We start from the raw sequence: 15,491 nt of genomic DNA on the forward strand, positions 1-15,491 counted from the left end.
CTCAGTTGCTCCCGCTTGCAGCAGCCTGCGGCTTGCCCGCAGGCTCAGCGGCTATCTGAACCGTTGCACCGGGTGCGATCTTCTGGAAACCCGAGGTGATCAGCGCATCACCTGCCTTCAGTCCGCTGCTGGTTACCCAGAAATTGCCGGATCCGGTCAGAATGGTCAGCGGTCGCACCGCAACCTTGCCGTCTTCGACGATCCAGGCGAAGGCCTCGCCCTTGGCGTTGCGCATCACCGCGCTTTGCGGAACCAGCACGGCATCCTTTGCGGTATCCTGCGGCAGTTCGACCTCGACATAGAGGCCAGGCAGCAACAACTGGTCGGGATTGGCGAAGGTGATGCGCAGCGTGACCATGCCGGTGGTCGGCTCGACCTGCGGTTCGGCGGCCTTGAGATCACCCTTCAGCGGATAGGCCTCTCCGTTCGGAAGGATCATCGTGGCGACGCCGGAAGCGCGTGCGGAGCCGGACTTGTTCAGGGAGTTCCAGCGCAGGAGGTCGGTCGCCGACTGCGTGACGTCGACATAGATCGGGTCGAGCGCGCGGATCGTGGTCAGTGCCGTTGTCTGCTGAGCAGCGACCAGCGCACCGGGCGTCGTCTGGGAGAAGCCGATCGCCCCGGTGATCGGAGCGCGGACGATGGTCCGGTCGAGATCGATTTCCGCCGTCGTGAGTTCCGCGCGCGCGACCTGAAGCGCCGCATCGGCCTTGCTTCGCTCCGCAACCTTGGTGTCACGGTTCGATGCGGTACCACTCTTGTTGGCGAAAAGCTCTTCCGCGCGGCGGGCCTCGATCACGGCGAGATCATAGTTTGCCTGCGCCTGCGCTACTGCCGCCTTGGCCGATGCGACGGCGGCGACATAGGTCTCGTCTTCGATCTTGTAAAGCGGCTCGCCTGCCTCGACACGGACGCCTTCCTCGAACTGCCGGTCACGGATGATGCCCGAAACCTGCGGTCGAACCTCGGCGACCGTGGAAGCCTTGACGCGTCCGGGCAAGCGGGCAGTCAGCGTGAAATCCTCAACCTTCACCTTTTCGACCGTGACCGAAGGCAAGGGCTGCTGCTGGGCGTGGCCGGCAACAGGAAGAGTGCCGATCAGAGCAGCAAGCGTGACGCATCGTCCGATCGTCCATATGGCATTGCTAGACATATCTAACCTTTCTGTAGGGAATTTATTCGCGGGGTGGCGTTGCATCCTGGGCTCGTCTCTTGACCGGCCAGTCATGAACACCTTTTCGGCAAAGTCTGGTTCACCCCGACATAGATGATCCTGCATGTAAAAGGGCTGCGTGTCGGCGCGGCCATGGGCAGGCATTTCCGTGTAATCAGGCGAGAGCGCACAGACGAACCGTCCCCACCCGGATTTCTCCGACCGGCTCGCCTCTCCGGAAGAGAGATCCTCCCCCAGGGGAACTGCTCTCGGGCAAGCCTCGACGGCGGCCACGCTGCGCATGGCGAGAACTCGCTTTCACCATCGAAGTGCTTCGCCATCGAGACATCCTTTTCCACCCCCGAAGTCTGGCGGGCGTCCCTGCCAAGGGATGCCCGGATGCGAATGGAGCGGCGCAATAACAAGCACCGGACATAAACGGCAATCGTTCACAGACTCCCGCTTATGTCCGGTATCGAACTTAATAGTATACATACGTAGCGTCTGTAAAGGTGGATTTTTCTCACGATTGCGCGATCTGCAGAGACAGCACCGCTACTTCGCTGACAGCGCGATATTCCCTTCTTCATAGGGTAGGTCAGGTGATGTCCGGCTCAATCTGTTCATCCTGCGGCTCTTCAGCCTGCTCTTCGGGCTCATCGTCCACATCATCAACACGCCGACTAAGCAAGCCCGCATCCTCGAGCGCCTCGATATCCGGCAGGTCACGAAGGGTCTCGAAACCATAGGCGGAGAGAAAGTGCTTGGTGGTAACATAAGTATAGGGTGCACCCGGTGCCGGGCTACGCGGTCCGGAAGCGACGAAGCCGGCGGCACGCAAGGCACCGATCGTGTCGCGTGAGATTTCCTTGCCGAAAATCTTGCCGAGTTCCGCGCGCGTGACCGGCTGGAAATAGCCAACCGCCATCAACACCATCGCCTCGAATTCCGAAAGCGTTGGGGTGCCCGACCGGGCAGGTACCGACGAAGCGCGAATTGAATCGGCATAGCGCGACCGCGTGCGATGCTGCCAGCCGCCCGCAACAGCGACGAGTTCGTAAGGACGGCTGCGCAACTCCTCCTGCAAGTCGTCGATTAGAAGATCGATACTGCAATCTCTCCCCACCACTCTTGCCAGCGTCTCGCGCGTCACCGGTTCGGCGGATGCGAAAATAACCGCCTCGATTCGCAACATCCATTCGCGCCAGCGTAGATCCGGCGGAAGATCCTCCAGCTCCCGGTCGAGCAGCACCTCGTCCCTTGCCTTCGGCCTGCCCCGCCCCTGCGCGGACTTGGCTAGGTTCGATCCAGCCATGGTCACAACCCGTAAATACGAAATGAGGATCGACCTGAGAGCTCTCGAACGGCCTCGAAACTCTCAAGGCGTTCGAACAGTCTGGTACTCGCCCAGCGCGACAGGTTCGTACCGGACGAGGAAGCGGCAACAGCGTCCTCCTCGAGCAACTTCCTGATGACGGCGTCACCGCCTTTTGTCCGAACTTTCGCGGCAACAGCAAGAAGCCGTTCGGCTCGGCGGGCGATGTCGCCCGCAGTCCTCAAAGACCTGCCCACGCCTTCGACAAGAGCAAGGCAGACCGCACGACCAAAAGCGTCCTCACCAGGACGAACACGCCCCCTGCCCCCTATCGTCCGGAAAGCCGGACCATAACGCTCGGCCATCAACAAAGGCACGGGACGCTCCCATTTCAATCTTGCCGCCAACAGCCAGTCCGCCAGCCACCAGGCGAGTGTTTCCGCATCAGGACGTTCAGCGCAGATTGCCGTCACCAGCTCGGCCACGGCGAAGGGAACGGCCCGGCCGGATTGCAGCCCATCATCGAGATGGTCGACACAACGGATCAGCCGCTCATCCACGGAAAGACCAAGCTGTCCCACAATTTCGGCAATAACCTTCGATGAGACCATGCCTTTCTGTCCGGCCAACCTTTTGAAGGCGAGAAACACCTTTCCCGCCGGCCCCGGATCGTCGCCTGCTGAAGTCAGCAGCACTGCATCGCGCAGTTCACTTTCAGCCTCCCTGCGACCCATCAGCCTTACCGCTTCCGCTGCACAAGCCAGCGCCTGACGGCTACGCCAGCACCCCGCCCATGCAGGTTCTGACCGAACGAGATCATCAATTGTTTTCAAGGCGATACCAGCCGAAAACGCCGCATCCGCTTCAATCGTTTCACGCCCGCGCGAGCCCCCCCACCCAGGAAGATGGAATGACAGGGAGGGGACAGAACTGGGTAAAGCCGGCAACGAATCCATGTCGGAGAGGCTACACCGAACGCGCGGTTAATACCAATGTTTTCAGACAAAACCGCACAGTTTGTACTCATCGCATAATGATCGATAATGTTGCATTATCGATCCTCGTCCTCTTTATATAGGGAAACGCCCGGATCATCGAGCAGAAGGGCGAAAATCGCTCCCAGACGTCTCTTGCTTCAATTCCCGGCATAGACGCATACGAGGACAAGCAGTCACGTCATCGAGCAGTTTTCCAAATCCAGGCCTCGACATCCGTCCTCAAACTTGCTCACGCCTCGTTTATCTGACGCCGCCTCGACGGAACCATTACATAGAGCTCACTACACGCTTGTAGTGTGGATGAGACCAGCGGATTAGGGACTTCGATGGATATTCTGACTTCGCTCTCTGAAGCTGAGGGCTGGAAGGCTAGTATCACTGCGTTTGCATTGATCTACGGCGCAGTTGTCACCGTCCTAATCATTGTACTTGTGATTGTCGGGCTGTTTTTCGAAATAATGAACAGCCGCCGTCCTGAACGCTGGATACAGAAGGACCGCCGCAACCGTCGCAAATGGAAAGAACTGACCCATGCTCCGGGGCCGATCGCCGTTATCGCGTTCTGCGTCTCCCGAGGTATTTTCGCCCAGTTGCAGGGATGGACGATCACGCCTTTGACGTTGAGCTGTTGGAGCGTGCCGCTGTCACCCGGAATTTCGATCGTTCTTTATGATGCGTGGTTTTATCGGATCCACAGGCTTCTGCATTGGCGGCCGATGTATCGTTTTCACGCGCTGAACCACAAAAGCGTCGCCCCTTCAGTGTGGACCAATCATTATGAATCGCTCACTGAGGCGTTCCTGAATCAGGCCTTCTACATCATCGTTCCGTTCATCCCTCCAATTCCCTGGCAGATAATGTTGGTACAGAAGCTTTATGATCAGGTTAGCGGCATGCTCGGCCACGCCGGGTTCGATCATTTCGCCTCCCTAGCCGGGCGTTCGCCTTTTCCTCTAGCGAGCAAAGTGTTCCACAATCGGCACCACCGACATTTCAGATACAATTATGGCTTCACCTTCTCATGGTGGGACCGATTGATCGGAACAATCCATCCGACATATGACGAAACACTCGCCAGTTTCGAACCAGGCACCAAGGTCCTCCCCGCGACCAAGTGATACCAACGAACTGCGCTAATCCGGCTTGCCATTCTGGTTCATCAGTCGTCATCGCGTCGGACAATATAACCCGAGCGCCAATCAACTTGTCACTCTCTCCGTCAACCCTTAATCTGGAGCAAATCACCTGCCAACACGCAGGGCATAAGCGTCCGCGGTTTTGAGACGCGCAGCAACCCATACAAAATGGTCCGAATGGAAAACTCGAACAAAGACCATCTCCTCCCCTCCCCGGCTCCATTGGCAGGAGCTGAAGCAGTGTCCGCTCAGGAGCAGCCCGCGGCGGAAGAGGTGACCCCGCCGGTCGTTCTCTCATCGCACCTTGAGCAGTTGACGGAACGCGCCCGCACCTATGTCGATGCGGCGAGTTCAGCGAATACCCGCCGCGCCTATGCCTCGGACTGGAAGCATTTTTCGGCATGGTGCCGAAGGCAAGGGCTCGCTCTTCTGCCGCCCAGTCCTCAGGTCGTGGGTCTCTACATCACCGCCTGTGCATCCGGTACGGTCGAACGCGGGGTAAAGCCCAATTCTGTCTCGACGATCGAAAGACGGCTTTCCTCCCTTTCCTGGAACTACGCGCAGCGTGGTCTCTCTCTCGACCGCAGAGACCGACACATCGCCACGGTTCTCGCCGGTATCCGCAACACCCACGCGGCTCCACCACGGCAGAAGGAAGCGATCCTGCCAGAGGACATCATCGCCATGCTGGAGACCCTCGACCGCGGTACCCTGAGAGGCTTGCGCGACCGCGCCATGCTGCTGCTTGGCTTTGCCGGCGGCTTGCGCCGTTCCGAAATTGTCGGCCTCGATCTCGGCCGCGACCAGACGGAAGACGGCAAGGGCTGGATCGAAATTCTCGACAAGGGCATGCTCGTCACCCTGCGCGGCAAGACCGGCTGGCGGGAGGTCGAAGTCGGCCGAGGATCCGCAGATACCACCTGCCCCATCGCGGCGATAGAGACCTGGGTCAAGTTTGCGCGGCTGGCAAAAGGCCCCCTCTTCCGTCGGGTAACCGGACAGGGAAAATCCGTTGGTGCCGATCGCCTCAACGATCAGGAAGTTGCCCGGCTGGTGAAGAGAACGGCTATGGCCGCCGGCGTCCGCGGCGATCTTTCCGAGGCCGAACGCCAGCAGAAGTTTGCCGGCCATTCCCTCCGTGCCGGTCTCGCCTCCTCTGCGGAAGTCGATGAGCGCTACGTCCAGAAACAGCTCGGCCATGCTTCCGCGGAAATGACCCGGCGCTATCAGCGTCGCCGTGATCGCTTCCGCATCAACCTCACGAAAGCCGCGGGGCTCTGATCCGCTTCGGCGGCTTTCTCGCAGGCGTTCCTGGCGCATCGCTATATCTCAGCCCCCCTGCGAACGCATGTCACGCAGATCAACGGCTTGGCTCCACGCGACGCGATATGTCTTCCCATGCCTAGGAAGCCCTTGTCGCCGGGGCCGGATTTGCTCTGGCGAGCGCCATGATCATCGGTCCCAGAGAAAACTCGCCGCGCGCGGCCTTTCGAGTCAGATCCCGCAAATAGCCGCCCGGGGAATTGATATGCCCCGCCCTTTCCAGAATGCAGGCCACGGCGACGGCAGCGTTTTCAGGCCCCATGACCTCGCAGGCTTCCTGAAAGGCCGACGGGCTTACCCCGAGCATGGATCGAACCACGACCGCCGCCGACATCAGGTCGCGCCAGTTCGTCACCCCGCCGCCTGGACCATAGGCAACAGCTTCAGGGCATGCCCTAAGCACCATGCCCAAGGGAAATGCCTTTACCGGCTCGCGCAAACGTACCGGTTTTTCCGCCGGCGGCTCGTCCTGCTCATTGTCTGAGCGAGGTTCAAGTTCATGGATGGATTCGGTGTTTGAATTCTGTATGTGCTGACGATATTCGTCACCATTGGCGACGTTTTTTTGTGTTTTAAGCTGCGTTTCCAGAATGTTGACGACTTCCTGGTGCAGGAGTTCCAAATCTTCCCTTATGGCAGCCAGTTCCTCGAGGTTCTTCGCCCTACCTATGCCTCCGACCATCCCTATGTATCGGGCTTCAACCATCGCCCAATCCCCCGCAGCCCCTTCTTCCATCGCTACCGTGATCAGCTTGCGGATATCCCGCCGCAAAATCGTGATCTTTTCCCTATGCCGTTGAATGCTGCGCCGTTCGGCGACAACCTGCTGGGCGAGCAGCGCCAGTTCTTCGGAACGAGCCAGTAGCGGCGCCAAGCTGAAGCCATAGGCGTCCTCGATCGCTCCGCCATCGGACTTGCGCGCATAACGCTTACCGTTCGGGCTATCCTTACGATGAACGAGACCCGCCTTGACGAGCAGAGCCAGATTTTCCCTGAGCGTTGTGCCGGCAATTCCGTTTGCACGAGCAGTCAACTGCGCATTCGATGGAAAGACGATGAGATTATCATCCGCAGACAGATGGCCCTCCGGATAGAACGAAAGGAGCGCGTTAAGTACTGCAAGCGCACGGTCCCTGAGACCGAGCAGGGTACGGGCATCGCATGCATCGCGATAGACGCGCCATTTATCGACGGTCTTTCCCGCGGGTACATCTGCACTTTCCAACTGCCCCTTGATCAAGGCAAGCGTCATAGTTCGCCGCCCAAACGGCGTCGTTATAGTCTGACCTGGCATCTTCTCTTCACCTTCTTGCAGGCAAAAGAAATTAGTTCACCTGAACGGCGCCAAGACTCTTGACTATGATTCGCGGAAATGAGATTCTCAGGTTGCTACACAAGAGAAGGGCTTCCGCTACGGCAACGTTCGGGGGCCTTTTTTCTTTTGCTGGTCAATCTCCTTCGTGGAAGCTCTGCTCCTGGAATTCGGCATAAAGCCGATCCAGATTATTCGAGAGAAACCGCCCGAAATCTCCCGCAGCTTTTGCCTTGAGCGACACGGTGCATGTTCTCCCGGTATTGATAATCTCGGCCGAGAGCCGCTGGTCCTTCGCCTGCCACGACTGCTTGAGGGCTGGCACAACCTTCTTCACCGGTTTTCCGGCCTTGTTCAGGGTTGCGACAAGCGCATTGAAGCGGTCATCGGATCCGAGTGCGGCAAAGTCCTCACTCTCGACCAGACCATCTATCTTCTCCTGGGCACCGGCCTTGCCGATCAGTAAAGACAATTCCACCCAACGCTCGCGTCCAATGGACGGAGCAGCTCCGATATGGACGATCAAGCTTTCCGGAATGCGCTCGGTGACCGACGCCATCTTCGAGACGGCAGCAGCATTCGCGGCGAGTGCCGACGAAATCACCGCACGGTCATATCCAAGCTCGATAAGGCGTCGCGCAAATGCAGCCCGCTCGATGAAGGAGAGATTGGCACGTGCCGAGTTTTCCTGCCCCTGAGCGATGACATGCGTGCGGTCATCCAGCGGCTTGACGACGGCCTTGACCTTGCGGCCTAACTCGCGGGCGACACGAAGACGCCGGTGGCCGAAAACCACCTGGTAACGGCCTGTCGCTGTCGGGTGAGGGCGCACCAGGATCGGTGTGTCCTGCCCCCGCTCTTCGATCGCCGCTTTCAGTTCTTCGAACTGTTCGCTGCCATCCTCCAACCGATCAGACACGAAGGACCCATCCACGGTTTCCGGGTCGAGTTCGACGACAGCATCGCCTTCCAGGAATTTCTCGGCCTGCTTGGCCAGTTCATCCAACGAACGGATCATATTCTTGGATGCGCCGCGCATCGGATAATTGCCAGCGGCCGGCGAAGCTTCCGGCTCGTCGGCGTCGGTCAGGCCCGCCAAGAGGTTTTTACGCGCCATCCACTACTCCAATTCAAGGTAGATAACTGAAAACAAAAGCGAAATCTCCGTTTTTGTCAGCCGACAACCGGCCTTCCCCAGGCCGCATGTATGAGTTGGGCGATTTCCTCATTGACGGAATCCAAAGACTCCAGCGCCCGGTCATAGGTCGAGCGGGTCATCTGGCTCTTGTCGACCTCGTAAAGGGTCTGCTTGGTAATTCCTGCGTCCGATATCGCCGTCGACTTCAGCATCGGGTTCTTCAAAACGTATTGATGGAAGAGCGTCTGCATAAAGCCCACCATTTGCGCCTGCGGCACATCCGTCGGCTCGTACCGGGTAATCAGGTAGCGATACCAGGAGAGATTGACCTCAGCGCCAGCCTCCCGGATCGGCTTCAGGATCCCGCCGAGCATGAGCAGGAACTGACCCATCGACATCACATCCAGCATCTGCGGATGGATTGTAATTAGCACGCTGGTCGCAGCCGTGAGCGCGGTGATGGTGAGGTAGCCGAGTTGTGGAGGGCAGTCGATCACGACGACATCGTACCGATCATCAACATCGGCCAGTGCCCGTGAAATGCGCGTGAAGAAGGTCTTGCCCTCATTGGTCGACTTATTCGACATCGCGAGCGGCGTATCGTATTCGAACTCCTGAAGCTCGAGATTGGCCGGCACGATATCGAGCCCGGGGAAATTCGTCGGCTGAATGATGTCCCGGATCGAACGTTTTCCATCGTCGTAGCGGATTGCTTCGTAGAGCGACGGCGTCTGGTCCAGCTCCGGCTGGAACCCATGCAGCGAAGACAGGGAGGCCTGCGGGTCGAGATCGACCGCCAGCACGCGGTGCCCCGTCAGCGCGAGGTACTGGGCAAGATGGGCAGCCGTGGTCGTCTTGCCGGAGCCGCCCTTGAAGTTCACGACCGCGATGACCTGCAGTTTCTCGTTCGCTCGCCGATGGGGAACATAGTTGCGGCTTTCCGAACGGCCGTGCTCATCGAGATAACGCCGAAGCTCAAGCATCTGGTCGGCCGTGTAGAACCGCCGGCCCGACGACGACGTGTCGGGGAGAGGCCCTTTGCCCTCAAGATGAAGCTTCTTGAGCGTGCTCTGGGAAACCCCGATATAATTCGCCACCTCCGCCATGGTGAACTGGCGAAGGGTCTTCTTCGCGTTCGGCGGAAAGCGCTGCATGCTGAGCAGATGCAGCTTCTTTGAAATCAGATCGCCCTGTTCGAGGATCTCATCTTCAAAGTGAGCAGGCTGGCTCGCAGCCATTGACGGTTTCGCGTTCATGGGGTGGTCGCTCTCAAATAACGATATTCAGGCCTATGCCCGCAGTTAATCGTTATTATCTGCGATTCTCGAACCCAAACAAGGGAAATAGAGTTAATACATTCCTAACAAAGTCCCACGGTGGTCGCTGCGGGCCGCACGCCGCGCTCGATATTCTGATTGAGATTCAGAATGTTAAGCTGAGTCGCATGCGCGACCTCGCGGACGGATTTTACCGGAAACAGCCACAGGCCGAGACCGCCTTTTGACAACTAATCACGCCTGTTCCTCACCTGAAAATCGATCGAGAAACATAAAATCGCGCGACTCACCGTCTTGCAAGCAAAACACATCGAGTCGTCTCGCTGATGAAAGCCCGCCAGAAGGTCTGTCACGACCCTTGGTAAAACTCGCCTCATCCATTACCGTTATCGGGACCGGCGCATCGTCGGGTTGCACGTCGCGCATTTATTGAACTCCGATATAAGCCCAATCTCGGTGCGTTGACTAATCGAAACAGAGATCGGGTCCTATAGTCCTCCGGTGACGCCGTTTTCGGCATTCCGTGTGGCAACCGACCCTGCAGGAGTGGTCTGATGGATATCATGAGAGTTGGAACGCGGCCTTCGGGCAAGGGACCCGCCGACTGGTTTACCGGCACGGTACGGATAGACCCGCTGTTCCAGGCGCAGGAACCCGCTCGCGTTGCCGGGGCATCGGTGACATTCGAACCCGGCGCCAGAACCGCCTGGCACACGCACCCGCTCGGTCAGACCTTGATCGTCGTTTCCGGGCTTGGACTTGTGCAGCGGGAAGGGGGAGCGGTCGAGGAAATCCGGCCGGGCGACGTTATCTGGTTTCCGCCCGGGGAAAAGCATTGGCACGGAGCGTCTGCGACCGTTGCGATGACCCATATCGCCATTCAGGAGGCCCTGGACGGCAAGGTCGTGGACTGGATGGAGCATGTCAGCGACGAACAATACGCCGCTCGCTGATCAAACTGACAATCCCAACGACAGGAGCCTACCCATGCATACGAAAGCATTCGGCGCCTATGCAGCCAACAAACCGCTCGAGGCCATGAACATCTTCCGGCGCGAGCCTGGTCCAAGCGACGTGCAGATCAAGATCGCCTACTGCGGCGTCTGCCATTCCGACCTGCACACAGTCCGCTCGGAGTGGGGAGGCACGATCTACCCATGCGTGCCCGGCCATGAAATCGTCGGGCACGTAACCGCCATTGGCAGCAACGTCACGAAATTCAAGGTCGGAGAGACGGTCGGGGTCGGCTGCATGGTCGATAGCTGCCAGCACTGCTATGCCTGCGACGACGGTCTCGAGCAATATTGCGAACACGGCTTCACCGGCACCTATAATGGCGCGACCAGTGACGAGCCGGGGCACACCCTTGGCGGCTATTCCGACACCATAGTGGTCAAGGACAAATTCATCCTGAAGATCCGCCATCCGGAGGATCAGCTTGCAGCCGTCGCACCACTCCTCTGCGCCGGCATCACCACCTACTCGCCGCTCAGGCACTGGAAGGTGGGACCGGGCCAGAAAGTCGGCATCGTTGGCATCGGTGGTCTCGGACACATGGGCATCAAGCTTGCCCATGCCATGGGCGCGCATACGGTCGCCTTCACAACATCGGAAAGCAAACGACAGGCAGCGCATGATCTCGGCGCAGACGAGGTCGTGATCTCAAAGGATACGGACGAAATGGCGAAGCACGCCACCAGCTTCGATTTCATCCTGAACACTGTTGCCGCCAGCCACAATCTCGATGCCTTCACCAATCTCCTGAAGAGGGATGGGACCCTAACGCTGGTCGGCGTTCCGGAACATCCGCATCCGTCGCCGAACATCTTCCCGCTGATCTTCAAGCGACGCTCGATCGCGGGATCGCTTATCGGCGGCATTGCGGAGACACAGGAGATGCTGGATTTCTGCGCCGAGAAGGGCATTGTTTCGGACATCGAAATGATCCCGATCCAAAAGATCGATGAGGCCTACGACCGCATGCAGAAGAGCGATGTCAAATATCGCTTCGTCATAGACAACGCGACGCTTTAAGTTTCCGAGCGATCACGGCCTTGATATCGGGGCCGTGATCCAGTGTCTGTGAAATTGCCTATGCTCCGTCTGCGGGAAAGGCGGCAGCGATCAGCGTCCGGGTATAATCCTCCCGCGGGCTGTCGAGGACCGACAGGGCAGGGCCATCCTCGATGACCCGACCGTTCTTCATCACCAGAATTCTGTCCGCCATGGCGCGAACCACGGCAAGATCATGACTGATGAAGAGATAGGAAAGCGCATGTGCGGCCTGCAGGTCGCGCAGCAGATCGACGATTTGTTTCTGCACCTGCCGGTCCAGCGCCGAAGTCGGCTCGTCGAGCAGCAGGACACGGGGTTTCAGGATGATCGCTCGGGCGATGGCGATCCGCTGGCGTTGCCCGCCGGAAAACTCGTGCGGATAGCGGTTGCGCATCACCGGGTCGAGGTGAACTTCCTCCAATGCCCTGATGGCGCGCATGTCCCGCTCACGGGCGCTGAGGCCCGGTTCGTGAACGGTCAGCCCCTCTGTGACGATCTGCCCGACGGTCATTCGGGGACTGAGCGATCCGAAGGGATCCTGAAACACCACCTGCAACTGCCGGCGCAGCGGACGCATTTGCGCTCGGTCATAGCCCGAGATATCCCTATCGTCGAGGCGTATCCGGCCGGACGAGGGCAACAGCCTCAGCAAAGCTCTTGCCAGCGTCGACTTGCCCGAACCGCTTTCACCGACGATGCCGATGGTCTCGCCCTGATGCAGGGTCAGCCCCGCGTCCGAGACTGCCTGCCGCCGATAGGCTCCGCGTCCATAGAACACATCGAGATTTGAAGCCGACATGACCTCGGGCGCATCCGGGACAGGAGGCTGCTTCAATCCCGAAGGCCCCGCCGCTATCAGCGCACGGGTATAGTCATGCTGCGGATTGTCGAACACCTCCGCCGTCGGCCCGGATTCGACGACATCGCCCCGGCACATCACATAGACCCTCTGCGCGATGCGCCGCACCACGCCAAGGTCATGCGAGATGAAGATCACCCCCATGCCGAGCCGCGCCTGCAGGTCGGCGATCAGGTCGAGAATCTCCGCCTGAATGGTCACGTCGAGAGCCGTCGTCGGCTCGTCGGCGATCAGGAGTTCCGGATTGTTGGCAAGCGCCATGGCAATCATCACGCGCTGACGCTGCCCGCCCGACATCTCGTTCGGATAGGCATCCATCCGTCTCTCCGGATCCGGGATGCGGACAAGGCGAAGCATCTCCAGCGCCCGCTCCCTGGCAGTCTTCCTGCCGATGCGCTGATGGCGCATGATTGGCTCAACGAGCTGACTGCCGATCGTATAGAGTGGGTCGAGCGAAGTCATCGGCTCCTGGAAAACCATGCCGATCCGGTCGCCACGGATGCGGTTCAGCGCCGTCTTGTTCATCCCGACGAGGTTCTCGCCGTGGAACAGAATGCGACCTGTCGCGCGTCCATTCTTCGGCAACAGGCCCATTGCGGCCATCATCGACTGGCTCTTGCCCGATCCGCTCTCGCCGACGATGGCAATGGTCTCTCCGGAACGAACATGGAGAGAGATGCCATGAACGGCTTCCACCGAACCTTCGTCGGTCTGGAACCCGACCCGCAGATCCTCGACCGCGAGAAGGACGGGCTTGTCATTGGCGTCAGGGGTCATGTCAGTGGTCCTTGGGATCGAGAGCATCGCGCAAGCCGTCGCCGATGAAATTCAGCGCAAAGAGCGTGGTGATGAGGAAAACCGACGGGAAGACCAGCAGCCAGTTGGCCGATGGCATCGAACGGGCGCCCTGTGCGATCAGCACGCCCCAACTCGACATCGGTTCCTGCACTCCGAAGCCCAGATAGGAGAGGAAGCTTTCGAGAATGATGACCTGCGGCACGAGCAGGGTCATGTAGATCACCACGGGACCGAGCAGATTGGGCACGATATGGCGCAGCAGGATACGGGCGCGGGAAACACCCAGCGCCTCTGCGGCCTCCACGAACTCCTGACGGCGCAGGGAGAGTGTCTGGCCGCGCACGATGCGCGCCATGTCCAGCCACAGCACCGCTCCGACGGCCACGAACATCAGCAGGAAATTCCGCCCGAAAAAGACGACCAGCATGATGACGAAGAATATGAAGGGTAGCGAATAGAGGACATCGACGATGCGCATCATCACCTGGTCGGTTCTGCCGCCGATGAACCCGGCCGTAGAACCATAGAAGACCCCGATCACCACCGCGATCAGGCCTGCGAGCAGCCCGATGGACAACGACACGCGACCCGCCATCAGGGTCCGTGCCAGAAGATCGCGACCGGTGCTGTCGGTGCCGAAGAAAAAATAGCGCTTTTCAAGGGCGGCTGAGATCGTCATGGAGCCGGACGCGCTCGTCTTTACCTGTGCGTCCTCCAGAAGGTCCGAACGGTCGATATAGCGGGTCACGCGCGGATCGATATCGCCCTTGGAAGAGAGACGTATCTCGACGCGCTCGTCCTTTTCCTCCCACCCATCGAGAGTCAACCGAGCGCGGGCGACTGCTTCCTCAATGGCCGGACCGATCATGTCGGCGGTAGGGTAGGGGGCAAGGCTTGGCGGCACCCGTGTGTAGTTCTGGTAGATGGCTTCGTAGCTGTTCGGCAGGAGCATCGGGCCGAAGACACAGACGACCGCCATCAGCAACAGGTAGACGGCGCTTGCCATGGCCGCGCGATTGCGCGCGAAACGCGAACGAGCGTAGCCCCAAAGCGAACGGCCGACGACCGCAGGGCTCTCGCCCGTCAAAGCGGTATTCTCATTCATAGCGAACCCTCGGATCGATCACCGCATAGAGGATGTCGACGATGAGGTTGAAGAGGATGGTGAAGACCGCGACGATGACGACCCCGCCCATGACGACGGTGTAGTCGCGGTTGAGTGCTGCATCGACGAAATAGCGGCCAATGCCGGGGATGGAGAAGATCGTCTCGACCACCACCGACCCGGTGAGCAGAGCCGCAGCGGCAGGCCCCGCATAGGAAACGACCGGCAGCAATGCCGAGCGCAGGGCATGGCGCAGCACGATGGAGAAATCCGAGAGACCCATCGCGCGGGCGGTGCGGATGTGATGGGCATGAAGGGACTCGATCATCGCCCCCCGCATCAACCGCGCGACGATGGCAAGCTGCGGCAGCATCAGCGTCACCACAGGCCCGATCTTGTTGACGAGGGCACCATCGCCCCAGCCGCCGACCGGTAGCCATTTCAGCGTCAACGCAAAGAAAAGCTGGAAGAGCGGCGCGATAACGAAAGTCGGGATCGTGCTTCCGGCGGTCGCAACCGCAATCACCGCAACATCGGGAGCCCGGTTCTGCCGCAACGCCGCGACAATGCCAAGCGCGCCGCCAAGGATGAGCGCAATAATGAGCGCGAGACCACCGAGCTGCACGGAGACCGGCAGCCCGGCCATGAACAATTCGGCGACAGTGAATTCCGGCATGGTGAAGCTCGGTCCCAGATCACCACGCACGAGATTGCCGAGATAGATGAGATATTGGTGCCATAGCGGCAGGTCGAGGTGATAGGCGCGTTCCAGATTGGCGCGGATCACCGGATCCAGGCCTCGTTCCTGATTGAACGGCCCGCCCGGAGCGACGCGCATCATGAAGAACGACAGCGTGATGATCACGAAGATCGTCGGAATGGCGGTCAGCAGCCGCCGCAGGACATAACGGATCATGGTGGGCTCACATGAGGAGACAGGCGGACGTCATCAGCACGGCGATGGCCGCGACGACAGGCCGGGATGCTTGCCCCCGCAAACAGACGGAGGCAAGCCCTTCGTT

The 15,491-nt window shown here is 59.5% G+C and carries 14 protein-coding genes; 4 read left to right on the forward strand and 10 right to left on the reverse strand.

Translation table 11 applies throughout. From position 1 onward, the window contains the following. Position 1 precedes the first annotated feature (1 nt). The 3 genes from NBH21_RS20375 to NBH21_RS20385 all read right to left on the reverse strand — a co-directional run bounded on the left by NBH21_RS20375 (position 2) and on the right by NBH21_RS20385 (position 3,424). A complete protein-coding gene (locus NBH21_RS20375) occupies positions 2-1,153 on the reverse strand; it encodes an efflux RND transporter periplasmic adaptor subunit (protein WP_250914272.1) in 1,152 nt (383 codons plus the stop codon). A 598-nt stretch (positions 1,154-1,751) separates the two neighbouring features. Next, positions 1,752-2,468, reverse strand: coding sequence for an SMC-Scp complex subunit ScpB (scpB, locus tag NBH21_RS20380; protein WP_250914271.1), 717 nt, complete (start codon positions 2,466-2,468; stop codon positions 1,752-1,754). Between the two features lie 2 nt (positions 2,469-2,470). Next, on the reverse strand, positions 2,471-3,424 hold the full coding sequence (locus tag NBH21_RS20385; RefSeq protein WP_250914270.1) for a DUF1403 family protein: 954 nt from the start codon (positions 3,422-3,424) through the stop codon (positions 2,471-2,473). Positions 3,425-3,792: 368 nt separating this feature from the next. Here NBH21_RS20385 and NBH21_RS20390 point away from each other — a divergent pair, with 368 nt between their 5' ends. Beyond that, the gene (locus tag NBH21_RS20390) at positions 3,793-4,584 is read left to right on the forward strand and encodes a sterol desaturase family protein (protein WP_250914269.1); all 792 of its coding nucleotides are present in this window, start codon (positions 3,793-3,795) and stop codon (positions 4,582-4,584) included. A gap of 195 nt (positions 4,585-4,779) precedes the next feature. Beyond that, positions 4,780-5,883, forward strand: a complete 1,104-nt coding sequence (locus NBH21_RS20395) for a site-specific integrase (RefSeq protein ID WP_425340455.1) — start codon at positions 4,780-4,782, stop codon at positions 5,881-5,883. A gap of 121 nt (positions 5,884-6,004) precedes the next feature. Here the strand turns inward: NBH21_RS20395 and repC are convergent, their stop codons facing one another. The 4 genes from repC to NBH21_RS20415 all read right to left on the reverse strand — a co-directional run bounded on the left by repC (position 6,005) and on the right by NBH21_RS20415 (position 10,078). Then, complete coding sequence (gene repC / locus NBH21_RS20400; protein ID WP_250914267.1) at positions 6,005-7,219, reverse strand: plasmid replication protein RepC; 1,215 nt, start codon at positions 7,217-7,219, stop codon at positions 6,005-6,007. 154 nt (positions 7,220-7,373) lie between these two features. Continuing rightward, on the reverse strand, positions 7,374-8,354 hold the full coding sequence (repB, locus tag NBH21_RS20405; RefSeq protein WP_250946269.1) for a plasmid partitioning protein RepB: 981 nt from the start codon (positions 8,352-8,354) through the stop codon (positions 7,374-7,376). A 56-nt stretch (positions 8,355-8,410) separates the two neighbouring features. After that, positions 8,411-9,631, reverse strand: a complete 1,221-nt coding sequence (repA, locus tag NBH21_RS20410; RefSeq protein WP_250914496.1) for a plasmid partitioning protein RepA — start codon at positions 9,629-9,631, stop codon at positions 8,411-8,413. Positions 9,632-9,886: 255 nt separating this feature from the next. Continuing rightward, positions 9,887-10,078, reverse strand: a complete 192-nt coding sequence (locus NBH21_RS20415; protein ID WP_250914495.1) for a hypothetical protein — start codon at positions 10,076-10,078, stop codon at positions 9,887-9,889. 128 nt (positions 10,079-10,206) lie between these two features. Here NBH21_RS20415 and NBH21_RS20420 point away from each other — a divergent pair, with 128 nt between their 5' ends. Continuing rightward, entirely contained in the window at positions 10,207-10,605 is a 399-nt protein-coding gene (locus NBH21_RS20420) for a (R)-mandelonitrile lyase (protein WP_250914494.1), read from the forward strand. Positions 10,606-10,639: 34 nt separating this feature from the next. After that, positions 10,640-11,686: an NAD(P)-dependent alcohol dehydrogenase gene (locus tag NBH21_RS20425; RefSeq protein ID WP_250914493.1), complete on the forward strand. Its 1,047-nt coding sequence runs from the start codon at positions 10,640-10,642 to the stop codon at positions 11,684-11,686. A gap of 58 nt (positions 11,687-11,744) precedes the next feature. Here NBH21_RS20425 and NBH21_RS20430 read toward each other — a convergent pair whose 3' ends face one another. The 3 genes from NBH21_RS20430 to NBH21_RS20440 are packed head-to-tail and all read right to left on the reverse strand — an operon-like array spanning position 11,745 to position 15,385. Next, positions 11,745-13,343: an ABC transporter ATP-binding protein gene (locus NBH21_RS20430; RefSeq protein ID WP_250914492.1), complete on the reverse strand. Its 1,599-nt coding sequence runs from the start codon at positions 13,341-13,343 to the stop codon at positions 11,745-11,747. Between the two features lies 1 nt (position 13,344). Then, the gene (locus NBH21_RS20435; RefSeq protein ID WP_250914491.1) at positions 13,345-14,469 is read right to left on the reverse strand and encodes an ABC transporter permease subunit; all 1,125 of its coding nucleotides are present in this window, start codon (positions 14,467-14,469) and stop codon (positions 13,345-13,347) included. Continuing rightward, on the reverse strand, positions 14,462-15,385 hold the full coding sequence (locus NBH21_RS20440) for an ABC transporter permease subunit (RefSeq protein ID WP_250914490.1): 924 nt from the start codon (positions 15,383-15,385) through the stop codon (positions 14,462-14,464). The genes NBH21_RS20435 and NBH21_RS20440 overlap by 8 nt, the downstream gene beginning before the upstream one ends. Between the last annotated feature and the right edge of the window lie 106 nt (positions 15,386-15,491).

This window comes from Ciceribacter sichuanensis, from assembly GCF_024055605.1.
Classification (GTDB): Bacteria; Pseudomonadota; Alphaproteobacteria; order Rhizobiales; family Rhizobiaceae; genus Allorhizobium; species Allorhizobium sichuanense.